This is a genomic window from Sulfitobacter sp. (genome assembly GCF_036961165.1).
GTDB lineage: Bacteria > Pseudomonadota > Alphaproteobacteria > Rhodobacterales > Rhodobacteraceae > Sulfitobacter.
Window position 1 is genome coordinate 78,608 of record NZ_JBALVJ010000008.1, and the last position, 24,977, is coordinate 103,584.

Genomic DNA, 24,977 nt, shown 5'->3' on the forward strand with positions numbered 1-24,977 from the left:
CAAAATTAAACCTGAATAACCCACTAAGTCCAGTTTTGGCAAATTTACTATTTACCCTTCCAGACGGGGTCCCGCTTTTCCGCAAAGGCACGCGCACCTTCCATCTGGTCCTCAGAGGAATAAAGTATATCTACGCTGCGCAGCTGCCGCCGCGTGATCCGGTTCATCGCGTCCTGAAATTTGGCATCTTCAGCGTCGCGCACAATTTCTTTGATCGCCGCATAAACCAGTGGCGGGCCAGAGGCCAATAGCCGCGCCAATTCCCACGCGCGGTCCATCAAGTCAGTTGCAGGGAGAATTTCATTGATCAGGCCCCAGCCCTTGCCTTCTCGCGCGTCAAACCAACGACCAGTCAGCAAAAGTTCCATCGCGATGTGGTAGGGGATACGCTTGGGCAACTTCACACTCGCCGCATCCGCCACAGTGCCAGAGCGGATTTCGGGAAGGGCGAAGGTCGCGTGATCCGCGGCAAGGATCATGTCAGCGCTCAATGCCAACTCAAGCCCGCCGCCGCAACAGATACCGTTCACCGCGGCAATCACCGGCTTGTTCAGGCCGGGCAATTCCTGAAGGCCACCAAAACCACCAACCCCATAGTCACCGTCAACAGCATCGCCGTCAGCAGCCGCTTTTAGATCCCACCCGGGGCAAAAGAACTTATCACCGCCGCCAGTGATAATCGCCACCCGCAACTCGGGGTCATCGCGAAATCCGGCAAAGACCTCACCCATTCGGCGCGAGGTGACTAGATCAATTGCATTGGCTTTGGGCCGGTCCAGCGTCACTTCTAGAATGGCACCTTCGCGACGGATTTTGATGGGGTCCATGGTCTCTTCTCCTCAGGCTTGACGCAGCAGCGCATCCACGGCCACTGCCGCATCGGGGGTACACATAAGCGGATTGATCTCTACCTCGCTGACAGAAGCAGCATTGGCAATGACATAGTCCTGAACCGCCATTACTGCGGCAATGATTGCGTCCAGATCAGCGCCGGGTTTCCCGCGATAGCCCTCAATCATCGGCCAAATGCGCAAACGCCGCAAAGCCTTTTCTACGGCTTGCGGATGGGCCGGAACCAACAACGATGCGGTGTCTTGCCAAAGCTCCGTTAGGATCCCTCCGGCGCCCAGCGTAAGAACAAATCCGTGCGCAGGATCGCGCAGCACGCCAATCAATAACTCTGCAACCGCACCCTGCACCATCTCCTCAATCAGATAGCCTGCGTCCGGCATATGCTCAGCCGTCGCCGAAACCTCTTCGGGCGCTAACCCAAGCCGGACGCCACCCGCTTCGGACTTGTGCGCAAGGCCGGTAACCTTCAGGACCAAAGGGCCTTCCAAAGTAGCCGCTGCCGCATCCAGTCCGGCGCGTTGATCAACGGCCACACCCTTTGGGACTGGCACACCAAAGCCGCTCAGCGCGGCCTTAGCTGTTGCTTCCTGCATCAAAGCCACCTCGCGGTCAGCGCCGGAAAAAAGCACAGGCAACTCATCAGGTTTACAAATGGTTGTAGCCACGGCTGCCGCCGCGATGGCCTCGCTTAGGCCATTCATCGGGACAACACCGCCGGCGGCCAGTTTGGCAGCGACGTCCAAGGGCATCAGCTCGGGCAACGTCGCGACAACAGCAACTGGTCTGCCGCTTTGCGCGCGGACCGCCAGTGCTGCCTCGGTTGCACAGACCCAATCAGTGGCATCGGTATGCGGATAGTCTACAATGATCATCGTCAGGCCGATATGAGGCGCGGCCATCGGCAACCAAGCCGCTGTCATTCTCTGTACGTCGCGCCAAATATAGGTGTGGTAGTCCAGCGGATTGCTCAGCGCGACCATTGGCCCAAGTGCCGCCGACAAATCAGCGCGCTGAACATCTGTAAGCGGTGGCAAAGAAACCCCTGACCCAACAGCCGTATCTGCTGCCAGACTGGCCTCTCCACCCGAACAGCTGATGGAAGACAACGTTGGCGCGTCCAGCGGGCCCACCATATGCAACAGTTTAAGTGTTTCCAGAAATACCGGCAGGCTCGTAACGCGCCCAATCCCCAAACGCTCCAACAGCGCGGTAGCCCCTGCATCGCTGCCAGCCAGAGAGGCCGTATGCGATATCGCAGCCCGCTGGGCCTGATTCGAACGCCCAACTTTCAGCGCAATCAAGGGGATGCCCTTTTCATACGCTCTACATGCCAGCGCATGCCAATCAGCCAAATCTCCAAACCCTTCGATATGCAGGCCAATCGCGGTCACGCGTGGATCGTCCAGCAGCTCCAACGCAATCTTTGCCTGCGTCGTCTGCGCCATGTTCCCGCAAGCGACCACATAAGCGATGGGCACGCCTCTAAGCTGCATCGAAAGGTTTATGGCGATGTTGGACGACTGGGTCAGGATCGCGACACCACTTTCCACGCGTGCACAGCCGTGCTGGTCTGGCCACAACAACGCACCGTCCAATGCATTTATGAAACCATAGCAGTTAGGCCCCAAAATGGGCATCTCGCCTGCGGCATCAACGAGGGCGGCCTGCAAATCCGCCCCGCTACCATCCTCTGCTGCCGCTTCGGAAAAGCCTGACGCAAAACATACAGCACCGCCTGCTCCCATCGCAGAAAGCTCACGGACAACCTCGATAGAAGCGACCCGGTTCACCCCGACGAAAACCGCGTCAGGGGCATGATCAAGAGAACTCAACGAGGGAAGTGACTGCACGCCCTCAATGACCTCCGAACGCGGATGAATAACGTCAATCCGACCTGTGAAATTCATCCCACGAGATTGCCTGACAATCTGCGCACACCAAGCGCCGCCACCAATCACTGCAATGGAATTAGGGCGCAGCAACCGCGAAAGATCACGCGACATTGTAGAGGTCCATCGAAGAGGTGGTCATGCGCCCAAGGCCCGCAACATTTCGCGGCTGATGATGTGCCGTTGGATTTCCGACGTCCCGTCCCAGATTCTTTCTACCCGCGCATCACGCCAGAACCGCTCAAGCGGGTAGTCGTCCATCAAACCCATCCCTCCGTGAACCTGTATCGTCGCATCCGTAACACGGGCGAGCATTTCGCTCGCATAGAGCTTTGCGCTGGCGATCTCCCGATTTGCAGGCAGCCCCTTATCAAGCCGGTCGGCGGCGGCAAGTGTGAGCAAGTCTGCTGCATCTATTTCGGTCACCATATCGGCCAATTGGAAAGAAACACCTTGGAACTTGCCGATCTTCTGGCCGAACTGTTCACGCTCGGCGGCATAGTTGAGCGCGTAATCAAATACACGTCTGGCCCTGCCAACGCTCATGGTCGCCACCGTGATGCGGGTGGCATAGAGCCACGTGTTCATCACCTCAAAACCACTATCGACCTCACCCAGAACTTGGGCGTCAGGCAGACGGCAATCGTCAAAATCCAGAATCATGTTTTTGTAGCCGCGATGGCTCACCGATTTATAGCCATCACGGATGGTGAAACCCGGCGTGCCCCGATCCACAAGAAAAGCGGTGATGCGTTTCTTGGGCCCTTTTGGCGTCTGGTCTTCACCGGTTGCGATGAACACGATGATAAAGTCCGCATGCTCCGCACCAGAGATGAAGTGCTTGGTTCCGTTCACCACCCAATCACCGCCATCGCGCACAGCGCTACACTTCATTCCGCGCACGTCTGATCCCGCGCCCGGCTCTGTCATGGCAAGCGCGTCCATCCGTTCTCCGCGCACGGCGGGCATCAGATAACGCTCAATCTGGTCGCCTTCGCAGGCCATCAGAATGTTTTGCGGCCGTCCAAAGAAGTGGTTTAACGCCATTGAACCGCGCCCCAGCTCTCGCTCTACCAACGCGAATTCAACGTGGGAAAGACTGGCACAGCCAACACTTTCCGGAAAGTTGCAGGCATAGAAACCCAGATCAATTGTCTTTTGCTTGATATGTTGGGCGATCTCGGCAGGGACTTCGCCGGTGCGTTCCACCAGTTCTTCGTGGGGATAGATTTCTTTCTCGACGAAAGTGCGCACTGTGTCCGCAATCATCTGGTGCTCTTCGGTCAGCCCGTAAATCATATTCAGCTCTCTCTATTCAGTCGGACATTGAACGGCACGGTGCCGCATGAATTTCTTTTGGCGCAAACACCATGTCATTTTGCATAATCGCTTCCTTCCGAATCCAGGATTGCTTTCAACTCGGCCAGATGCCGCGCGTCTTGTTCGGGGTAGTTTTCCAGTTCCCGTGCCGTTTTTTCTGCGATCTCGTCACTGATCCGGCGCAGGGGTAGGCCGGTTTGCAGCGCGCGGATATAGGTCTCGGCAGCGCGCTCGAAATAGTAGAGACGATTGAACGTGTCAGCGACGGTGTCGCCAATCACCATGACGCCATGGCTACCCATGACCATCACTTTTTGCTTGGGGTCTGTCAGGAGCGTGGCACAGCGCGCGCCCTCATCCGCGAAGGCCAAACCGCCATAGTCTTCATCAATCACAACGCGATCAAAGAAGGTACAGCAATTCTGGTCGATTGGTGGCAACCGGCTGTCTTGCAGGCACGCCAGCACCGTCGCGAAGATCGAATGCACGTGCATCACGCAACGTGCATGGCCGCATACCGCATGCACTCCGCCGTGCAGGCCCCATGCAGTCGGGTCCGGTGCGCTAGGCCCTTCATAAGTCTCGGGGTCATCCGCATCAATCAGCAGCAGGTCGCTTGCCTTGACCCTGCTGAAATGCACCTGATTGGGGTTCATCAAAAACTTTGATCCGCTGTCATTCACCGCAAGAGAGAAGTGATTGGCCACGCCTTCATGCATGTTCAACCGCGCGGTCCAGCGAAAGGCTGCCGCCAGATCTACACGTTCCTGCCAGTGATCCATGTTTGGCTTCATCTGAGTCACATTCATCTGCTTGTTCCTTCTTGTTGTTTCACAGGACAATTCCGCAATCTGTCAGTCCGTCTTGTTTGCGACATCATGCCTACGCTTCTAATGACCGGCTTGGTACCCACGCGTAGCCGTTCGTGCACAGGATATATGCTTCGCGCAGACCATGCGGCTTGTCCGTGGGTGTTTGCAAGACCGTGCCGCCCGCGGCTTCAGCCAAAGCACAGGCCGCATCTGGGTCCGTGTCGTAAAGCCGGATTTCGATTCCCGCTCCGCGCGGCGGCGTTTCCGGCAACAGGCCCAGCAACGGGTTCGAATGATAGGTCCCGTCGCTGTGCAACTGAAAGACCTGATCCGAATATTTCATGATGGCAAAATCCGTGGTTGGTTGGTACGATTTCATGCCAAAGACCGCCTCTAAAAAGGCAATCTGGGATGTCACATCGCGGACTAGCAGGTTCAGTCCGAACCCACGCAAGCTGCTACCGAACGCAGCGGCACCAACCTTATCATAGTCCATCCTACCCACCCCCGCTTGAACCCGCGCTGACCCTGTGAAAGATTGGGACATGACACAAGCAATATTTCCCTCTTGGCCCGATGTGGCCGCTGATCTGGTCAAGGTCGCGGCAGGCCGCGCGCATGCCGATATGATCATCACCAGTGGCACTTGGGTGAACGTTCACACCCGCGAAGCGCTGCCAAATCACGACGTCGCCATTGTGCGGGGCCGCATCGCCTTTGTTGGGCCGTCGGCTGCGCATTGTCGCGGGCCGGATACGCAGATGATCGACGCGCAAGGCCGCTACATGATCCCCGGCCTGTGCGACGGGCACATGCATATCGAATCCGGCATGCTAACACCGGCCGAGTTTGCCCGCGCCGTGATCCCGCATGGCACCACCTCCATGTTCACCGATCCCCATGAGATCGCGAACGTACTGGGCTTGGAAGGCGTGCGCATGATGCACGACGAGGCACTGTTGCAACCCGTCAATATCTTCACCCAGATGCCGTCCTGCGCGCCTTCGGCACCGGGAATGGAAACGACAGGATTCGAGATCAGCGCCGAGGATGTAGCCGAAGCGATGGCGTGGCCCGGCATCATCGGTCTGGGCGAAATGATGAACTTCCCCGGCGTATCCAATGCTGATCCGCAGATGTTGGCGGAAATTGCCGCCACACAGCGGGCGGGTAAAACCGTCGGCGGACACTATGCCTCACCCGATCTTGGGCCTGCCTTTGCGGCCTATGTGGCTGGCGGTCCCGCGGATGATCATGAGGGCACCTGCGAGGCGGACGCGATAGCGCGGATGCGGCAGGGGATGCGCTCGATGATCAGACTAGGCTCTGCTTGGTATGACGTAGAAAGCCAGATCACCGCGATCACCGCGAGGGGTCTTGATTCGCGCAACATGATCTTGTGCACAGATGATTGCCACTCCGGCACCTTGGTAAATGACGGACACATGAACCGCGTGGTTCGCCACGCGATTGACTGCGGCTGTGACCCGCTGGTGGCGCTGCAAATGGCGACGATCAACACCGCCACCCACTTTGGGCTGGAGCGCGAGATCGGCTCGCTGACCCCCGGCCGACGCGCCGATGTGATCTTGAGCTCTGACCTCAAAACCCTCCCGATAGAGACTGTTATTGCCCGTGGTCAGGTTGTGGCGCAGGACGGTGTCTGCCTTGTGGACTGCCCGCACTACAACTGGCCCAAGCACGCACGCCAGACCGTTAACATGGCACGCGATCTTAAGCCGGACGACTTCACCATCTGCGCCCCTGCTGGCGCCAATGCAGTGACTGCAAACGTGATTGGTGTCGTAGAAAATCAGGCTCCGACAAAGGCGCTCCAGTTTGAACTTCCGGTGACCGAAGGTCGCGTGACCGCGCACGGCGATATAGCGCAGATCGCATTGGTAGAGCGGCACCGCGCTACAGGCGGCGTGGTCAATGCACTAGTCTCGGGCTTTGGCTATACGGGCCAAATGGCCATGGCCTCGACCGTGGCGCACGACAGCCACCACATGATCGTCGTTGGCACAGATACCGATCAAATGGCGCTGGCAGCAAACCATCTGCGCGCTCTTGGTGGTGGCATCACGATCTTCAAGGACGGCGCGGAACTGGCCACCATCGATTTGCCAATTGCAGGGTTGATGTCAGACAATCCCGCCGCAGACGTTGCTGCAAAAACCGATGCGATGATGCAGGCCATGCGCGATTGCGGCTGCATGCTCAACAACGCCTACATGCAGCACTCCCTGCTGGCGCTTGTCGTGATTCCAGAGCTGCGAATTTCAGATCTTGGGCTTGTTGACGTGCGCAACTTTGAATTTATCGATGTCATTGTGTCATGAAAACCTTTGCGCAGAACCTTGCTTCCTTGATGCCCAATGGCATCACTTTGCCGATTGAGTTGGTGGAAGCCTTCGGCTGGCTTGAGGATCAGGGCTGGCACAACATCCGAGGGGCCGGAGCGCCAGAGGACCACTGGCTGTCTATCTATCCCTCAGACCTTCTGAACCATCCAGTCAGCTGCCACGTCATCTTTGGCGGCACCAGTCTGCCCTATACCGATCATTGGGCCACACCCGACCCTACAATTGATGCCCGCATCGCCGAGATTGGCGAGACATCAGGCGATGGCGGGCGCGTAGCGATCTGGCTTGATGAAGCGGGCAATCAACAGTTTGTGCATATCGGCCATAGCAGCCTTGGCGTCATCACCGATGATCCGCTGATCCTTTTGCAGTTCTTCGCGATGGGCTACCCAGAACCGGGCACGTTGGAGCGGACAGACATTACCCCTGTTCAGGCCATTCTGGACACCCACGGCATCGCTGATCTGGAGGCCCTTGGCCCCAATGACCAGCCCATCATACCCGAGGCCTTTCAAACGTTTCTAAAACAGCGCTTCGGGGTTGATATCCCGACTGCAGCGCGCGATCTGGGCATCACTAATTTTGCACAGTATCATGATAGTGACACCACCGATCCTTTTGCTCGCTGGATCGCTACCGCGTCGCCGGAACCAAGCGAGGCAGAGCTTGCTTATGGACTGGAGTTGATGCGCACAGTCGAAGCGCTTGATATCAAGGACACCGACAGTACAGACGTAATTATGGGCAAAATCGGCTCCCTCTTCCAAAGTAAAGACTAGAAAGCAGTGTCATGCAGCACCATCAAATCCTGACCCCCGATGCGCCTTCAGCCGAAGCCTTCACCAACGCGACCGCTGCCGTTGACCGGTTGACCGAACTTTATAATGAGGCGGTCGAATTTCTGCGCGAGCATTTCACAGCCGCGATGGCCGACGCACCACCCGACAGCCGTATCCGCGCCTTTTACCCTGAGGTTCGTTTCACAACGTCTTCCTACGCGCAGGTGGACACGCGCCTAAGCTTTGGTCACGTCTCTGCCCCCGGCACCTATGCCGCATCAATCACACGGCCCGACCTGTTTCGAAACTATCTGATCCAGCAAATCGGCCTGCTGATCAAAAACCACGGCCAGCCTGTTTACATCGGACCGTCTGAAACGCCGATCCCCGTGCATTTTGCTATGGCGAGCGATTCCGGCATCACTGTACCGCAACAGGGTGCCGCAGATTTTACGCTGCGCGATGTGTTCGATGTACCCGATCTTAGCACCACCAATGATGACATAGTAAACGGCACCTACGTGCCAACCGATGGCGTGGGGCCATTGGCCCCCTTTACGGCCCAGCGCATTGACTATTCGCTTGCCCGTCTGGCGCATTACACCGCCACAGACCCTGATCATTTCCAGTGCCACGTGCTGTTCACAAACTACCAGTTCTATGTGAGCGAGTTTGAAGAATATGCCCGCACGCAGTTGCGTGATCCGGCTAGCGGCTACACCTCTTTCGTCTCCATCGGCAATCAGGAGATCACAGATCCGGATGCACCGATTGCGGTCTCGGCCAAGCTACCGCAGATGCCGACATATCACCTCAAACGCACTGACGGCTCCGGCATTACGCTCGTCAACATCGGTGTGGGTCCGTCGAACGCCAAAACCGCAACCGATCACATCGCAGTACTACGTCCGCATGCATGGCTGATGGTCGGCCACTGTGCGGGCTTGCGCAACACGCAAGAGTTGGGCGACTTTGTACTCGCCCACGCCTATCTGCGCGAAGATCACGTGCTGGATGACGATCTGCCGGTTTGGGTCCCGATCCCTGCCTTGGCGGAAATCCAGATCGCATTGGAAAGCGCCGTGGCTCAGGTAACCCAGCTGGAGGGGTACGAGCTTAAGCGGATCATGCGTACCGGCACCGTCGCCACCATCGACAACCGCAACTGGGAATTGCGCGACCAGTCCGGCCCCGTGCAACGCCTCAGCCAGTCGCGTGCCATCGCACTGGACATGGAGAGCGCCACCATCGCCGCCAACGGCTACCGTTTCCGCGTCCCTTACGGCACGCTATTATGTGTGTCAGATAAGCCGCTGCACGGAGAGCTCAAGCTGCCTGGCATGGCGTCAGACTTCTACAAATCACAGGTTTCGCGCCATTTGATGATTGGTATTCGCGCCATGGAACAGCTTCGCGGCATGCCGCTGGAGCGGATTCACAGTAGGAAATTACGCTCATTTGACGAAACCGCCTTCCTCTGACCCCGCCAGCAGCAGAAAAACTACAAAAAACCCGATATTTCGTTGAAAATATCGCCACTATTCGTTGTGTTTGCCGACTACATACCGTTACATTCCGCGGATGAGGCCCAACATTCGGGCAGTCGAGGAGAATAAAATGGCGACCAAACCAATGACAAAGACCCAACTCGTAGCCGCACTGGCTGATGAAATGGGCACCGACAAGAAAAACGCGAGCGCTGCTCTGGATGCAGTATGCGCGTTGATCACCAAAGAAGTTTCAGGCGGCGGTGCTGTGACTCTTCCAGGCGTTGGCAAAATCTACTGCCGTGAGCGCCCCGAGCGTATGGTTCGCAACCCTGCGACCGGCGAACAGTTCAAGAAGGAAGCCGACAAGGTTGTTAAGATGACAATCGCAAAAGCGCTGAAAGACAGCGTTAACGGCTAAGACAGCAGCTGCTGTTTTCGGTTAAAGGGGGAGGCCTAATTGGCAGCCCCCTTTTCTTTTGTATGATGTCATCTAGATTTTTCGAATCTTTCTGCAACAATGCGGAACAATGTTCAGGACCAGCCTTCGCGCTGCTAACCGGAGACTGTAATGAGAGCGGCCCCCCATCCCGATAACGAAAAGCGCATCGCGGCACTCCGCAGCTACGGCATCCTCGACACCCCACGCGAAAGCGACTTCGACGATATCGTAGCCCTCGCCGCACGTATCTGCGAGACGCCCATATCTGTGGTGAACCTGATCGACAATGATCGCCAATGGTTCAAAGCAGAAGTGGGCCTGAACGCCCGCGAAACACCGCTTGATACGTCGATCTGCTCACATGTGATCCTTGATGATGAGTTTGTCGAAATTCCAGACACCCTCACTGATCCACGGATGGCAGACAATCCGCTGTGTCGGGGCAATCCGGGGCTTCGATTTTATGCGGGTGCGCAACTGATAACAGATACAGGTCTGCCGCTGGGGACGTTGTGCGTTTTGGGAAATGAGCCCCGCGAGCTGAATGATCTTCAAAGGGAAACGCTCAAGGTTCTGTCGCGGCAGGTGATGAACCAGTTGGACCTGCGCCGCGCCCTGCACAACGAACAAATTCTCCGCGCTGAGATGGACCACCGGATCAAGAACTCGCTTCAGGCGACCTCTTCACTTGTTCGCCTTTACACACGCGCCGTGAAGAATGACACGGCCCGCGAAGCGCTTGAGGCCGTGCACCGCCGGATTGACGGCATGTCCGCCCTACACGACCATCTTCAACGCTCCAACTTGCAAGGCAGCATCGGGATGTCCGGCTACCTTGAAGACTTGGTCGCCAGCCTGCGCGAGACCACACCGGAAAATATCACCGTGACGCTACGGGTCGAAGACATCTCTTTACCCTTCAGTTTCGCAACGGATGTGGGGATCATCCTGTCCGAGTTTGTGGCAAACACGATCAAATACGGCCACCCCAACGGCGCAGAAGGCACGGTTGATATCGTGCTGGACAAATCAGATGACGGAACGCTGATCCTGCATGCCACTGACAATGGCCTCGGCTCTGCCGCGCCTCCGCCAGAAGCAAGCCGTGTCAGCGGCATCGGCAACAAGATCGTTGCGGCGGCTGCATCCAATCTGGGCGGCACCCTTACCCAGAACCTTACTGAAAACGGCGCCCAGCTCACATTGATGTTTGAAGCGCACTAAGCGCGGTTGTGCTTGACCCACTTCTGCCCGATGGTCGGGCAGGAAACGCAGGCACAGGACTTCAGGCCATGGAATTACGCGCAATCGGACTGGGCCTTGCTTTCGCGCTCATGTGGTCCTCTGCTTTCACATCGGCCCGCATCATTGTTGCCGATGCCTCGCCGCTTTTCGCGCTCTCGTTACGCTACCTGGTTTCAGGGATCATTGGTATCGCACTGGCACGCGCACTCGGCCAAAGCTGGCACCTCACGCGGGCCCAGTGGCGGGCAACGATTATCTTTGGCATTTTGCAAAACACGGTCTACCTCGGACTGTTCTTCATCGCCATGCAAACGATCGAAGCGTCCTTCGCCGCCATCATAGCCTCGACCATGCCCTTAATGGTCGCGCTGGCGGCATGGTTGTTTATGGGCGAACGACTAGGCCCGTTGGGCATTGCTGGTCTGGTCGCGGGACTGGCCGGTGTCGCGCTTATCATGGGCACGCGGATCACGCAGGGCGCCGATCTGACAAGCGTTGCAATATGCATCATCGGGGTTCTGGCACTGACCATCGCCACCCTCACCGTGCGCGGCGCATCCAGTGGGGGGAATCTGCTGATGGTGGTGGGGCTGCAAATGCTCGTGGGTTGCGTTACGCTCAGCATTGCAACGCTGCTGTTTGAAACCCCTCAAGTAAACCCAAGCTGGACACTCGCGCTGGCATTTATCTACACCTGCCTCGTTCCGGGGCTGATGGCAACGTGGGTCTGGTTCAATCTGGTCGGGCGTATCGGCGCCACCCGCGCGGCCACATTCCACTTTCTTAACCCGTTTTTCGGTGTCGCCATTGCGGCGGTTCTGCTGGGGGAATCGCTTGGTTCGCGTGACATTGTAGGCGTTGGCATCATTGCCGCTGGCATTCTTGCAGTACAGATATCGCGTCAGACTAAGGCGTAAATCCGACACATACACGCCGCAGAAAGCCCAGACCTGCAGTCTCTAGGGCAATAAGCTGTTGTCTATGACCGACATGACCCCATCAAAGGCATATGCCTTCCTGCTAATCCCCGGGTTTTCCACGCTGGGATTTTCCTGCGCACTGGACGCGCTGTCGCTTGCCAATCATCACCCTTCAAGGCGCAAGTTCTACCGCTGGCGGCTACTGTCTGAAACAGGCGCGCCAGTGGAAGCATATAATGGCGTCAAAGTCGCTGCGGACAGCGCTCTTACCCCACTGGAGCGGGGTGAGACGTTGATCATCTGCGCAGGCGAGAACGCGGGCCAATCCAGCTCGAAGACGGTCCTGAGTTGGCTGCGACGCGAAGCGCGGCGCGGCGGTGATCTGGGCGCACTATCGTCAGGAACATATATATTAGCGCTGGCGGGATTGATCGCCGGCAAACGCGTAACAACCCATTGGGAGTACAAAATAGCGCTGGCTGAGATGCTGCCGGACGTCATTATGGAAGACACGATATTTTCCGTAGACGGACGCATCTTTACCTCTGCCGGCGGAGCAGCCTCATTGGATATGATGTTACACCGATTGCGTGATGACTATGGCCCCGATCTGGCCACATGGGTAGCCGACCAGATGGTCTATACCGTGCCACGTCTTCATTCCGACGCCCAGCGCGCCTCACTCCAATCTCGCCCCGAAGTGCGTAATCCCAAACTACTGATGGCGATGCGAGTGATGGAGAACAACATCGAAGATCCGCTCACACCGGATGAGATCGCCGACGTGGTCGGCCTTTCCACCCGCCAACTAGAACGGTTGTTTGCAAAATATCTCAGCATATCACCCAAGCGAAACTACCTGCGCATCCGGCTTGAAAAAGGTCGCAACCTGTTGCGCCAAACTGATCTGTCCGTCACGGATGTGTGCGTGGCCTGTGGCTTCAAATCTCTGTCGCACTTCTCGAAAAGCTACCGCGCGAACTACGGTATTCCGCCGGGGCTGGAGGCAAGCGACGGCAAAGTGCTTTGGTCGGACAAATCCGCGAAAACTTAATTCAGCAAGGCCTCGATAGCTCGAGGGATCGCACCGCTGTCAGGTTTCGCATTCGATCCCCATGTTTCGACCACCTGACCGTCCAGACCGATCAATACCTTGTTGAAATTCCAGCGCGGGATGAAGCCCGTCTGCGCTTTTACGTCTTTGTAGAACGAATGCGCCCGCGTGCCCCGCACATTTGTCATGTCCGTCATCGGCAGGGTAAGGTTAAAGTTGATCTCGCAGAACTCTTTGACCTCTTCGGCGCTGTCCAGTTCTTGATTGAAATCATCCGAGGGGACAGCCAGCACTACTAATCCGCGATCCCGGTAACGGTCATAAAGCGCCTGAAGCCCGTCATATTGGTAGGTAAATCCGCATTGTGACGCTGTATTGACCACAAGCACGGGCCGACCTGCCAAATCGCTCAACGCGATGTCACCGCCATCAATGGAAGGAAAGACCGCATCCAGCGGAGCCGCGGCGACAATGTTTGCCCAGATGGATAAAATAAGCCCCGAAATCAGCCGCATTTCACGTCCTCCTCAGAATTATACGCTTCACACACGCAAGAAGATCACAATGAGTTGCACGAGATGCGCGCAGCCCTTTGATTTTTCCATAAAAGCACCATCTAATACAGCAACAACAGCGCAAGGAGCATCCCGTGCCAGAGTACACCAAAAATCCCGACGTCGTCGCGACCCTGTCGGAAGAACAATTCTATGTAACCCAACGAAGCGGGACAGAGCGTCCCGGCGCCGGCAAGCTGCTCAGCAACAAAGAACCGGGCATCTACGTTGATATCGTCTCGGGAGAGCCGCTGTTTGCCTCCGGTGACAAATACGAGAGCGGCTGCGGTTGGCCGAGCTTTACCAAGCCGATCGAACCGGCCCATGTGCAGGAATTGACCGATTCCACCCTTGGCATGGTCCGCACCGAAGTGCGCAGCAAACACGGGGACAGCCATCTTGGCCACGTCTTTCCCGATGGTCCACAGGACCGCGGCGGCCTGCGTTATTGCATCAACTCGGCGTCACTGCGGTTTATCCACCGAGACGACATGGAGGCCGAAGGATATGGTCAATACATTAACCAAGTGGAGGACGTAGCATGAGCAACGAACGCGTAGTACTGGCAGGCGGATGTTTCTGGGGCATGCAGGACCTGATCCGCAAACGAAAAGGCGTAATTAGCACACGCGTCGGATACTCTGGCGGCGATGTGCCGAATGCGACTTACCGCAACCACGGCACCCACGCCGAAGCGATTGAAGTCGTCTTTAACCCCGGTCAGCTTAGCTATCGTGAGATACTGGAGCTGTTTTTCCAGATTCACGACCCCACCACCGCCAACCGGCAGGGCAATGATCTGGGCGTGAGCTACCGCTCAGCGATCTACTACGTAGACGAGGATCAAAAGGCCGTCGCGCTGGATACGATTGCCGACGTAGAAGCGTCCGGCCTTTGGCCCGGCAAAGTCGTGACTGAAGTAGAGCCTGTATCAGATTTCTGGGAAGCGGAACCAGAGCATCAGGACTACCTCGAACGCACGCCCAACGGCTACACCTGCCACTTCCCCCGCCCTGATTGGGTCCTGCCAAAACGCGCAGCAGCGGAGTGACATTGAGGGCTGCCCGCTTTTGCGGGTGGCCCCTTTTTTTGAACACAGTGAAAGTCGGCTTAGAGCCCGCTTTGCCGATTTTCTGTGCCGCAGCTAAAGTCAGCTTTCGGGGAACCAGACAATCACTCGCCGGAAACACGGTCCGTAGCGGACATTGGTAAATACAAACTCTGCTGCGGTACAGCTTCCTGAAACGAGCCATTTGTTCAAACACAATTTCCTGTGTGCGCCTGATGTTCGATGAGCCCACGACGCGTGAATACGACCAGCATATTACTGCAGTAGCAATCAGCTCAAAGTCGACTTCCTCATTGCACTTCTTGCTGCAATTCAACTCTTATGCTACCCAACCAATCTGATGAAAATGCTTGAACATAAATAGCAAAAGGTAGCGGGCTAGCCCCAGTTGGGGCAGATGTTCCGGAGACCTCTGAATGGAAAAGTGATCATTCGATCTTTACCAAAATATCAGCCGGAAATGTTACTCACAATTTTCAAAATTGTATTAGATCTCAATGACGTACAGAGAGGATTTTAGAGAAAAACAGGCGCGCTTAACGTGGTCAGCGTAGCTGTTGTGAAAAGAACCAAGAACACGAGGTATGCCTCCCATCGAATTGACCTTCGCAATCTGCCGCTGGCAATTGGATCGCCGCGTAGCAACGCAGGGGTGATCTGCATTTTGTTCCATGCGGCAAGACTGATAACAGCCAGAAACAGACCCAGCTTGAGCAGGAAAAACTGCCCGTAAGGCGTGAAGGCTGCAGCGACAGGATTGCCAGTTAAGAGCCAAAGAGTGATGCCGCCTGCGACGGTAAGACTGGTGACTACATAAACCGCTTTGTGCCCGAACTCATGGGCAAGTTGCGCCGCGCTATTTCTATGATCTATTCCAGCTACGCGGTATAAGGGCACAAACGCCCCGACCCAGAAGGCCAGCCCAAGAAAATGCACGGTGATCAGAGCGCCCAGCAGAAGCCGTGGTTCTTCCAATGCGTGTCCTCGCAGCACAAATGATGCAGCAACAAAGAACGCGCCAAAGCCCGCTGCGATCTTGCCCCAGCGGGCGGGGATCAACACGGTGAGGATCAACGCAAGACCGATCAGCCGAACTGCGATACTTATTCCCAGAGGGCTCTGCGCCACCATGCTGAGGATCATTGGATCTGTTCCACCCTGCCATGTGCCGCCCATCAGAAAACTCGCCCGCAAGGGTATCCGCAGGAGCGACAAGACCGCAGCGGTAAGTGCCAGCCATACCGCGAACCGTTTGAGCACATCCACCTCGGATGCAGGGAGAGTGCGTAGGAAGATAATACACAAGACGCTCCCCGCTGCGGTCAGGGAGGTCGCATAGACCAGCGCCTTGACGCAGATGGAAACCCACGTGAGGGCATCGGCAGAGGCTACCTCGTTCAGCATGACGGGTTACTCGGACACTTCAAAGCTGAACGCTCCTTGCATCGGGTGTCCGTCATCCGCCAAACCACGCCATGCGACCGAATACAGGCCTGCTGGCAAATTCGGAACGGCCGCGTTGAACTCAGTGACGGGTTGCATATTATCGGTACGGATCAGCTCATGGGCCACACTATCTTGGTCCGTTAGCGTAATCAGCGTCACCTGCAGCGGCATATCGAATGTCATCGCAATCATGTCAGGCGATGCCTCAAGGACGGCACCGTTTGCTGGCACTGATGCCTCCTTTTTCGAATGCGCCCCTGCTTGGCCAATTCCCATCGCCAGTGCAAACAGTGCAACCCAGATTATTTTCCCGTTCATGTCCTATACCCCTTAATTGATGCCGTTGGTGCGCTGGATCGCGCGAACGTAGGCCGTGATGTCTGTGATGTCAGAGGGGGCGCCCCCCGCGACGGCAGGCATATTCCCGAACGGCCAGTGATGCGCTTGAACTCCGTTCGACGCGGCCAGTTGGAACGACATGTCGCCGTGATGGCTTGGCTCGTAGATTTTGTGGATCAAGGGCGGCGCGATGCCGTCACGACCTGCGCCATTATCACCGTGACACGCCGCGCAATTTGCGTTGAAGGCTGTTTCGCCCATCTGCTGCTGCATGGTGAAACTGGCGGGCAGAATCACCTCGACCATCGCGGCACCTTCCGTATTGCTCGGCTGCTCCGCCATCTCTGGAGGCTTCAGGAACATCCACCAACCGCCGACGATCAACAGGCTTATCGCCCCCGAGAGATATTATTAGGCGCATCGCAATTTCTCCTTGTGTGCTGTCGGGTTAAGTCTGGGCCAAAAGCACCGCCTCTGGCTCATTTAGCCGCTTATCCTGGCATGATAGCGCCAATGGCATACATGCCGTCTTCGCCCTTAATCAGCATGAAGGTGACGGCATCCCCTGCCGCGACATCGCCCATCATCTGGGCGTCCGGCAGCAAGGTCAGGTCCATCGTCATCGCAGGCCAGCCGATATCAGGGATCGGTTCATGGCTGACGTTTACCGTGCCATCGCCAAAGCTGTTGACGATAGCCTTAGTATGCAAAGCACCTTCCATCTTCTCGTGGCTCATCGTCATGTTTGAATGGTCCATCGTGGAATGGTTCGCGGATGAGTGGGTCGTCTGTGCAATGGCGAGCGGGGCGTTGAGAACCAGAACACAAAGCGCAAGGCAGAGAGTTTTCATAGGTCGTCCTTTCAGGTTGGGTTGATTATTCGGCAGGCAGAGGTGCTACGTCCCCCTCCTCGGGATGCAGTATGGCGCGGTTCACCCGTTTCAGGGCGAGCCGCTTCCAGATCACAAAGATCGATGGAATGACAAAAAGTGTAAGTAGAGTCGCAGTGGCCATGCCCCCCACCATCGGGGCGGCGATCCGTTGCATGATCTCGGATCCTGTGCCGGTGCCGTACATGATGGGAATGAGGCCCGCAAAAATGGTGGCGACGGTCATTACCTTGGGCCGTACGCGCAGCAGAGCGCCTTCAAACACGACCTCCTCCACATCCAGCGGAGTCATCTCCCGCCGCTCGGCAGCGGCCTGTTTGCGCCGCTTGTCCCATGCAAGGTTGAGATAGAGCAGCATCACAATCGCCGTTTCCACCGCCACACCAGCAAGGGCGATGAACCCCACCAGCACAGCCACGGATATGTCAAAGCTGAGATACCACAAGAACCACACGCCCCCCGCCAGTGCGACAGGCAGCGCGGCGAGGATAATCCCCACCTCAATCACGCGGTTGAAGGCCATGAACAGCATGAGCGTAATGATCAGTAGCGTCGCAGGGGCCACCAGCTTGAGCCGCTCCTGCATCCGCTCAATATACTCATATTGGCCCGACCATGTGATCGAATAGCCCGCAGGCAGAACCACGTGTTCGGCCACAGCCGCCCGCACTTCCTCTACATAGCCGCCCAGATCGCGGCCCGAGATGTCGATGAACACAAACCCTGTGCGCCGCGCGTTTTCAGAGCGGATCATGCCCGGCCCATCGACCACTTTGATCTCGGCCAGCGTGCCCAGCGGGATATGCGCACCCGAAGGCGTGACCACAGGCAGATCGCGCAACCGCTCGGGGGAGTTGCGCCAGTCCTGGGGGTAGCGCAAGTTGATCGGGAAGCGTTCCAGCCCTTCGACGGATTCCGACACTTGCATGCCGCCGATGGCTGTCTGCACCACATCCTGAATGTCGCGCACGCTCATCATGTAGCGCGCGGCGGCCTCGCGGTCGGGGTTGATCTCGATGAACCGCCCACCAATGGGCCGCTCGGCATAGGTCGAAGTCGTGCCCTCGATCTGGCCTGAAATCCGTTCGACTTCGATCCCGATCTGTTCGATTACGCGCAGGTCGGCACCGGATATTTTGACCCCCACAGGCGTTTTGATGCCCGTGGCCAGCATGTCGATGCGGTTCTTGATCGGTTGAATCCAGACATTCGTCACACCGGGGATTTGCACCACACGGTCCAGCTCTGCACGGATTCCCTCCATGGTGATCCCCTCGCGCCAGTCGGCCTCGGGTTTCAGCTGGATCGTCGTCTCGATCATCGTGAGCGGCGCGGGGTCTGTCGCCGTATCGGCACGCCCCAGTTTGCCATGTACTGTCAGCACTTCGGGCACTGTGGCGATCAGGCGGTCGGTCTGTTGCAGCACCTCACGCGCCTTGCCGATGGACACGCCAGGATAGAGCGACGGCATGTAGAGGAAATCACCCTCGTTCAGCTCTGGCATGAACTCGCTCCCGATGCGTTGCAGCGGCCACCACATGGAGGCAACCAGCAGACCTGCGAGCATTGTCGTGGCCCAAGGCCAAGCGACAGCAGCGTCCAAGAACGGACGGTAGACAAAGATCACCAAACGGTTGAGCGGGTTGCGATGCTCCGGCACAATCCGGCCGCGCACGAAATACCCCATGAGCACGGGCACCAGCGTGATCGACAAAATCGCGGCGGCGGCCATGGCGTAGGTCTTGGTGAAGGCCAGCGGTTTGAACAACCGCCCCTCCTGACTTTCCAACACGAACACAGGCAGGAAACTCACCGCGATAATGGCAAGTGAGAAGAACAGCGCAGGCCCCACCTCCTCGCAGCATTCCGTGACAATCCGCCAGCGGTTCTTGTTGGTGAGGGCTTCCTTCTCCAGCCGTCGGTGCATCGCTTCGATCATCACAATCGCCGCGTCCACCATCGCGCCAATGGCAATGGCGATGCCCCCCAGCGACATGATGTTGGCGTTCACGCCCTGCAGTTTCATGATGATAAACGCCGCAAAGATGCCCAGCGGCAGCGACAGCAGGATCACCAGCGAGGAGCGGACGTGCAGCAGAAAGGCCGCGCAGACCAGAATGACAACGATGAATTCCTCGGTCAGCTTCTTTTGCAGGTTCTCGATGGCCCGCTCGATCACGCCAGCACGGTTATAGGTTGTTACGATCTCAACGCCCTCGGGCAGGCTTTGCCGCAGCTCGTCGATCCGCGTCTCCACCGCTTTGATCGTCGAGAGTGCGTTGCCGCCCCAGCGCAGGATCACAACGCCTCCGACGGCATCACCCTCACCATCAAGCTCGCCAACACCACGGCGCATTTCCGGCCCCAGCCGGATGTCGGCCACATCGCCCAACGTAATCGCCGCACCGCGCGCATTCACCATCAGCGGCGCTTTCGCCAGATCGGCGATCTCATCAACATAACCAGTCGAGCGAACCATAAATTCGGCCTCGCCCATCTCGATCACGCTGCCGCCTGTCTCACGGTTGGCACCCTGAATGGCGGCCTGAATTTGCGCCAGCGTGATGTTATAGGCGCGCAGTTTATTTGGATCGACCACAACCTGATATTGTTTGACCATGCCCCCGATGGTGGCGACCTCGGACACGCCATCGACAGTCTGCAATTCGTATTTGAGAAACCAGTCCTGTATCGTGCGCAACTGTGCCAGATCATGCCCGCCCGTGCGGTCGATCAGGGCATATTGGTAAATCCATCCCACACCCGTGGCATCCGGCCCCAGCTGGGGCGAGACACCCTCCGGCAGATTCGCGGTGATCTGACCGAGGTATTCCAGCACCCGCGTGCGCGCCCAATAGAGATCGGTGCCATCCTCGAAAACAACGTATACAAAACTATCCCCGAAGAAGGAAAACCCGCGCACATCACTGGCCCCGGGCACGGCAAGCATGGCGGTGGCGATGGGATAGGTGACCTGATCCTCAACCACCTGCGGCGCTTGGCCTGCATAGGGCGTGCGCACGATCACCTGCACGTCCGACAGATCGGGGATTGCATCCACGGGCGTGGTGCGGATCGCCCAGATGCCTGTCACGGCCATCATCATCGCCAGTGCAAGGATGATAATGCGGTTCACAATCGAGCCGCGAATGATGGCGGCGATCATTGCCCCACCTCCGCCGCTGTTGCGATCCCTACGAGGGTCATTGAGAAGTCAGGAGTGCGGTGCAGTTGAAGTAAAATCTCCTTACCAACAGGCAACGATTCCGAACCTACAGCAGGATCCACCATGAACTCCATGGTCATCCCCGGCATCCCGATCTCCATCATCGGGCCGTGGGTAATGTTGGCCATACCTGTTGCAGGGTCTACGGTATTGATTGTGCCTGACACCTCCATTGGAGGGACCACAGGCTCGGCCGCTGCAAGCAGCATCGTCATCCCATCGGGGCGCGCAAAGGTAAGCGTCATCTCTTTACCCATGACAAGTGTTGCGGGGTCCAGAATGTCATCCAGCGCAAAGCCCATCGTCATACCGGGCATGCCGATTTCCATCATCGGACCATGGGTGATCGTGGCCATGCCTGTCGCAGGGTCTATCGCGTCAATCGTGCCAGACACGATGACCGGAGGGATGGTGGCGTCAGGTTTTTGCGCCACAGGCTCGACCATAGGCGTCTCTGCCTTGATCGCCATCACATCACCGCGAAGAGCAACGATGGTAAACAGCCCATCCTCCCCCTTGGTCAGGTCAAACTCGACGGGTTGGTCCAATGCGACATCGCCTACGTCGATACCGGCCACATCCATATCCATCTGCATCGCAGGCCAGCCCAGTTCGGGGATCGGATCATGCTCCATCGTGAGCTTACCATCGGCAGTGACTGCCAGAACCTTGCCTTTCCCAGTTGCGGCAATACCGTCGTCAGAGCCAAGCTCAATCAGGCTCAGAAGACCGTCTGCACCGCGCGCGGCACGAAACGCGACCTGCTGACCAATTTCCAGCCGTTCCAGCGCGATATCGCTGCGCAGCGCAAAGCGCGAGGTCATCGCAGGCCAGTCCAGCGTTTCAAACGCCGCATTCCGGATCGTCGCCATGCGCGTTTCCGGATCGAGCGCCACCAGTTCACCTGTCCCGCGTGCCGGAGCCTGATCCGTCGGTGCCATCCGCATCAGGCCAGCACTGAGCGCGCTTTCACTGTCGATCAGGAATTGAGCGGAGGCCACAACTTCCTCGCCTGGAGCCAAGCCCTGAACAACCTCGGTGCGCCCGCCACCGCCAAAGGTGTCCCGCAGGCCCGTGGTGATCAGGCGCGGTTTGAAGGTGCCTTCACCGGTCTTGAGAATAACCCGCTCCTCCGAACCGGTGCGAATGATGGCTTCGGTGGGCACAGTCAACGCCATGCGTGTCTCATTCGGGATCAGGCTTACGTTGCCAAACATATTGGGGCGCAGCAGCCCCTCGCTGTTGTCGAACCGCAAGCGCACAGGCAGCGTTCGGGTCTGCGCATCCAGTGCGGGATAGACGTAGTCGATGACACCCGCAAAGGTTCGCCCGTTCAGATGCTCGAACCGCGCGACCGCGCGCATATCATTGGTCATGCGCGCAATATCACGCTCGAACACATCAACGATGAGCCAGACAGCGCTGAGATCGGTCAGCGATACGGCCCGCACTCCTGGCTGGAGAAACATGCCGTCTGCCGCTTCAAGGCCTGTGACAACGCCGTCCTGTGGGGCGATGATTTCGATATTGCGGGCGATCTCACCTCTTTCCTCTATGCGGGCAATCTGTGCGTCGGACATGCCGTGACTGTGCAGTTTGCCACGCGCGGCATCGATGATCCTTTGATCCCCCGCCTCAATCGCCCGCAGCAGATCACCCGAGGATGATCCAATAATCTGCGAGAACATCTCAAACAGGACATCGCCCTTGCGCACGGGATCACCAACTGCGCGCACGTTCAGGGCTTCGATCCAGCCATCTACGCGGGTGTGGACATGACTTGTGAGATGCTCGTCATAGCCAACAAACCCTACCGTCTCGATCCGGCCGGATATCTCGGAGGTTTGAGCAATCGCGGTGCGCACGCCAATAGCGTTGATTTCCGCGGCGGAAAGCATGACTTCGGAAGGATCACCGGAAGGTTCTTGGCCCGCCATGACAGGAATCAGGTCCATTCCCATGGGAGATTTCCCCGGACCGGGCTGACGGAAATTAGCATCCATTGGAGCTACCCAATAGAGGATTTGAGGTCCTTCATTTACGCCCATATCCGAAGGGTTAAGATACAACCGCTCCAGAAAAACACCACCACCAACGCCCGCGCACAGTGCTAGTACACTCAGGGCTGAATATCGTCCACGCATGGTCACCTCGACCCCGGCTTCCCCGTGATGGAAGCCGTTTCCAATCAATAACAATTACGCAGCCCGAAGTCTGGGCGCGCAGCGGCAATCGATCAGATGTGTTGTGGAGGGCGGTCTTTTGAAATCCGCAGATGCGATGGTAGGGTCATCCCCTGTTCAATGCCCTTGCCATTGGGCAGCAAAACGTCTGAAGCGACCAGTTTGAAAGGCGTAGAGGTCTCTTGAAAGCAGCACATGAAGGCCATGCAATACGCAGCGCCTTGGTGGTGAGCATCCATTTCAGCCATGTCGTGGTCCATTCCTGCGACGTCGGAATGCCCCATACCGCTGTGATCCATTACCATGTGGTGTTCATCCACCGATGCAGCAGAGGGTACTGCAAGGGCCGGAGCAACGAATTGCACTACCATAACGCAAATCAGCAGCATAAAGCTCAGCGGCCGAAGGGCCGTTTTGATTTGCGCGAGGTCATTGATGTTGCTCATCTTGATGACATGATACCTATCATCGTCTATTTCAAGTCAGAAATTCGTGAGGTCTGTTCAGAGACGACTCATTGCTACCTCACCAGCCGAACGCGCCCGCGTGCGGGCCGGACAATACGACCGTCTTTTTCAAGCTGCGCCAGCGCGCGGTAGAGTGCTGGTCCCGTCACGCCCAGATCATCGGCCAAAGACAGCAGCGCCACCTCTTTTTGCAGTGTTCCGTCAGCGTCCACCACCTCCGCCAACCGTGCCAGCACCCCTTCGCCCAGCGGCCCTATAGCGCGCAATTCGAGGATACGCCGCGTCCTCATCAACGATTGCGCCAGATCAGCAGAGAAGCGGTTTGAGAGCCCTGGGTCCAGAGTAAACGCCGCCAAGACTTCTGTTCTTGGTAAAATACAGACTTCGGAAGCAACCCGCGCGACAGCGTCGCAGTGGCAAGTTTCTGCAAAGAGTGACGCTTCGGCAAAGGTCTGGCTCTGTTTTGCCGTATGGATGCGCACCCCACTCCCCACCTTGCGTCCAGCGGACAAGCTCAAGCTCCCCGCTGACAACAAGGATCAATCCAAGGGGCGCGTCCCCTTGGTGAAACAGTGCTTGGCCCGCTTGCAACACCGCCTGTTTTGCGATGGTAGCCGCGCAACGGGCCTGTAGCTCCATAAAGAAATCGGCAGATGACATGATCACGATCATAGGGAAGGTCTGCGCCGGATGCTATCCTGAGGATAGTAATCCAAAAGGAACACCCATGAGAATCGCACCCTTTGCCTGCGCCGCCCTGCTAATCACACTCGGCATGACCAGCGCGGCCCTTGCCCAGCATGCAGGCCACACGGGCCATGCCACCAATCATTCGCAGGCCGCATTCCCGGCCGAGCGCGGCGATGCAAATTTTGCGGCGATTGCCGAGATTGTGCAGATACTCAGCCAAGACCCCGAGACCGATTGGAGCCGCGTCAATATCGATGCTTTGCGGACACATCTTGTTGACATGAGCATGTTAACCAGCAATGCGATTGTAAAAACTGACCTGATCGAGAACGGAGTCGAGATGCAGGTTTCCCGCAGCGGGCGCGCAGGCGAAGCCGCATCGCGGATGGTCCCCGCCCATGGACCCGTGCTCGAAGCCGAGACTGGCTGGATCTCGCAGGTCAGTACCAGCGATGCGTTCATCAGTTGGACTGTGACCTCACTGACCGAAGCGCAGGCGCAACAAATCAAAGCCCTCGGCTTTTTCGGCTTGATGGCGACCGGAGATCATCACCGCGCCCACCACATCGCCATCGCCAAAGGTGCTGCCTCACATTGAGTTTCCTTCCGTTGATAGGCCCACTAATTCTTGGGTAAAAGGTTGTAACCAAAAGCCGCTGAGGCATCGACACTCCCTGCAGATGTGGCTTCGTTTTTCCGCGTAAAAAGGGGCGTGAAATTGTTTGCCTCATCGAAACAAGACCCCCCCTCCACGACATAGATTCAGTTTTTGTGCAGGGCGGATCTTTGTACATTGCGCAGCGAAGATCCGTTTCCCGCTCAAGGTCCTTTTCACTGCCGGTGCAATATTTGAAAAGCGGCCGTTGACCACGCGGACGGCAATGTCGGGTTTGTCCGGCGATTTCAACGGGTCGACGCAACACTTTAGTCTTTAGCCAAAGATGGAG

The 24,977-nt window shown here is 57.2% G+C and carries 24 protein-coding genes; 10 read left to right on the forward strand and 14 right to left on the reverse strand.

Annotated elements, in window-relative coordinates; all coding sequences use genetic code 11:
• Nucleotides 1-47: 47 nt before the first annotated feature.
• The 5 genes from V7730_RS06425 to V7730_RS06445 all read right to left on the reverse strand — a co-directional run bounded on the left by V7730_RS06425 (nt 48) and on the right by V7730_RS06445 (nt 5,369).
• On the reverse strand, nt 48-827 hold the full coding sequence (locus tag V7730_RS06425) for a carnitinyl-CoA dehydratase (protein WP_335746769.1): 780 nt from the start codon (nt 825-827) through the stop codon (nt 48-50).
• Nucleotides 828-839: 12 nt separating this feature from the next.
• Nucleotides 840-2,855 carry an acetate--CoA ligase family protein gene (locus V7730_RS06430; RefSeq protein ID WP_335746770.1) on the reverse strand — a complete coding sequence of 672 codons (2,016 nt, stop codon included), beginning with the start codon at nt 2,853-2,855 and terminating at the stop codon, nt 840-842.
• A 24-nt stretch (nt 2,856-2,879) separates the two neighbouring features.
• The gene (locus V7730_RS06435) at nt 2,880-4,040 is read right to left on the reverse strand and encodes an acyl-CoA dehydrogenase family protein (protein WP_335746771.1); all 1,161 of its coding nucleotides are present in this window, start codon (nt 4,038-4,040) and stop codon (nt 2,880-2,882) included.
• Nucleotides 4,041-4,114: 74 nt separating this feature from the next.
• Complete coding sequence (locus tag V7730_RS06440) at nt 4,115-4,870, reverse strand: class II aldolase and adducin N-terminal domain-containing protein (protein WP_335746772.1); 756 nt, start codon at nt 4,868-4,870, stop codon at nt 4,115-4,117.
• 73 nt (nt 4,871-4,943) lie between these two features.
• Nucleotides 4,944-5,369: a VOC family protein gene (locus V7730_RS06445; RefSeq protein WP_335746773.1), complete on the reverse strand. Its 426-nt coding sequence runs from the start codon at nt 5,367-5,369 to the stop codon at nt 4,944-4,946.
• A gap of 49 nt (nt 5,370-5,418) precedes the next feature.
• Here V7730_RS06445 and ade point away from each other — a divergent pair, with 49 nt between their 5' ends.
• From ade to V7730_RS06480, 7 genes are all read left to right on the forward strand, one after another.
• Nucleotides 5,419-7,215, forward strand: coding sequence for an adenine deaminase (gene ade, locus V7730_RS06450; RefSeq protein ID WP_335746774.1), 1,797 nt, complete (start codon nt 5,419-5,421; stop codon nt 7,213-7,215).
• Complete coding sequence (locus V7730_RS06455) at nt 7,212-8,018, forward strand: hypothetical protein (protein ID WP_335746775.1); 807 nt, start codon at nt 7,212-7,214, stop codon at nt 8,016-8,018. The genes ade and V7730_RS06455 overlap by 4 nt, the downstream gene beginning before the upstream one ends.
• 11 nt (nt 8,019-8,029) lie before the next feature.
• Nucleotides 8,030-9,499: an AMP nucleosidase gene (locus V7730_RS06460; protein ID WP_335746776.1), complete on the forward strand. Its 1,470-nt coding sequence runs from the start codon at nt 8,030-8,032 to the stop codon at nt 9,497-9,499.
• A gap of 136 nt (nt 9,500-9,635) precedes the next feature.
• Nucleotides 9,636-9,926: an HU family DNA-binding protein gene (locus tag V7730_RS06465; RefSeq protein WP_335746777.1), complete on the forward strand. Its 291-nt coding sequence runs from the start codon at nt 9,636-9,638 to the stop codon at nt 9,924-9,926.
• Between the two features lie 150 nt (nt 9,927-10,076).
• Complete coding sequence (locus V7730_RS06470; protein ID WP_335746778.1) at nt 10,077-11,171, forward strand: sensor histidine kinase; 1,095 nt, start codon at nt 10,077-10,079, stop codon at nt 11,169-11,171.
• A gap of 68 nt (nt 11,172-11,239) precedes the next feature.
• The gene (locus tag V7730_RS06475) at nt 11,240-12,109 is read left to right on the forward strand and encodes a DMT family transporter (protein ID WP_335746779.1); all 870 of its coding nucleotides are present in this window, start codon (nt 11,240-11,242) and stop codon (nt 12,107-12,109) included.
• A gap of 64 nt (nt 12,110-12,173) precedes the next feature.
• Nucleotides 12,174-13,166, forward strand: coding sequence for a GlxA family transcriptional regulator (locus V7730_RS06480; RefSeq protein WP_335746780.1), 993 nt, complete (start codon nt 12,174-12,176; stop codon nt 13,164-13,166).
• Here the strand turns inward: V7730_RS06480 and V7730_RS06485 are convergent.
• On the reverse strand, nt 13,163-13,681 hold the full coding sequence (locus V7730_RS06485; RefSeq protein ID WP_335746781.1) for a glutathione peroxidase: 519 nt from the start codon (nt 13,679-13,681) through the stop codon (nt 13,163-13,165). The genes V7730_RS06480 and V7730_RS06485 overlap by 4 nt on opposite strands.
• Before the next feature lie 134 nt (nt 13,682-13,815).
• Here V7730_RS06485 and msrB point away from each other — a divergent pair, with 134 nt between their 5' ends.
• Nucleotides 13,816-14,265 (forward strand): peptide-methionine (R)-S-oxide reductase MsrB, encoded by a 450-nt coding sequence (gene msrB, locus V7730_RS06490; RefSeq protein WP_335746782.1) that lies wholly within the window; start codon nt 13,816-13,818, stop codon nt 14,263-14,265.
• Entirely contained in the window at nt 14,262-14,771 is a 510-nt protein-coding gene (msrA, locus tag V7730_RS06495; RefSeq protein ID WP_335746783.1) for a peptide-methionine (S)-S-oxide reductase MsrA, read from the forward strand. Before msrB ends, msrA begins: the two co-directional genes overlap by 4 nt.
• A gap of 534 nt (nt 14,772-15,305) precedes the next feature.
• Here msrA and V7730_RS06500 read toward each other — a convergent pair.
• From V7730_RS06500 to V7730_RS06535, 8 genes are all read right to left on the reverse strand, one after another.
• Nucleotides 15,306-16,193, reverse strand: a complete 888-nt coding sequence (locus tag V7730_RS06500; protein ID WP_335746784.1) for a CopD family protein — start codon at nt 16,191-16,193, stop codon at nt 15,306-15,308.
• A gap of 6 nt (nt 16,194-16,199) precedes the next feature.
• Entirely contained in the window at nt 16,200-16,553 is a 354-nt protein-coding gene (locus V7730_RS06505) for a copper resistance CopC family protein (protein WP_335746785.1), read from the reverse strand.
• A gap of 12 nt (nt 16,554-16,565) precedes the next feature.
• The gene (locus V7730_RS06510; protein WP_335746786.1) at nt 16,566-16,937 is read right to left on the reverse strand and encodes a c-type cytochrome; all 372 of its coding nucleotides are present in this window, start codon (nt 16,935-16,937) and stop codon (nt 16,566-16,568) included.
• Between the two features lie 128 nt (nt 16,938-17,065).
• Nucleotides 17,066-17,425: a copper-binding protein gene (locus V7730_RS06515; protein ID WP_335746787.1), complete on the reverse strand. Its 360-nt coding sequence runs from the start codon at nt 17,423-17,425 to the stop codon at nt 17,066-17,068.
• A 25-nt stretch (nt 17,426-17,450) separates the two neighbouring features.
• Nucleotides 17,451-20,630, reverse strand: coding sequence for an efflux RND transporter permease subunit (locus V7730_RS06520; RefSeq protein WP_335746788.1), 3,180 nt, complete (start codon nt 20,628-20,630; stop codon nt 17,451-17,453).
• Nucleotides 20,627-22,651, reverse strand: a complete 2,025-nt coding sequence (locus V7730_RS06525; protein ID WP_335746789.1) for an efflux RND transporter periplasmic adaptor subunit — start codon at nt 22,649-22,651, stop codon at nt 20,627-20,629. The genes V7730_RS06520 and V7730_RS06525 overlap by 4 nt, the downstream gene beginning before the upstream one ends.
• A gap of 275 nt (nt 22,652-22,926) precedes the next feature.
• Nucleotides 22,927-23,319, reverse strand: coding sequence for a hypothetical protein (locus tag V7730_RS06530; RefSeq protein WP_335746790.1), 393 nt, complete (start codon nt 23,317-23,319; stop codon nt 22,927-22,929).
• A gap of 74 nt (nt 23,320-23,393) precedes the next feature.
• On the reverse strand, nt 23,394-23,852 hold the full coding sequence (locus V7730_RS06535) for a Crp/Fnr family transcriptional regulator (RefSeq protein ID WP_335746791.1): 459 nt from the start codon (nt 23,850-23,852) through the stop codon (nt 23,394-23,396).
• Nucleotides 23,853-24,067: 215 nt separating this feature from the next.
• Between V7730_RS06535 and V7730_RS06540 the strand changes: the two genes are divergently transcribed.
• The gene (locus tag V7730_RS06540) at nt 24,068-24,628 is read left to right on the forward strand and encodes a hypothetical protein (RefSeq protein ID WP_335746792.1); all 561 of its coding nucleotides are present in this window, start codon (nt 24,068-24,070) and stop codon (nt 24,626-24,628) included.
• The last annotated feature ends 349 nt before the right edge of the window (nt 24,629-24,977 follow it).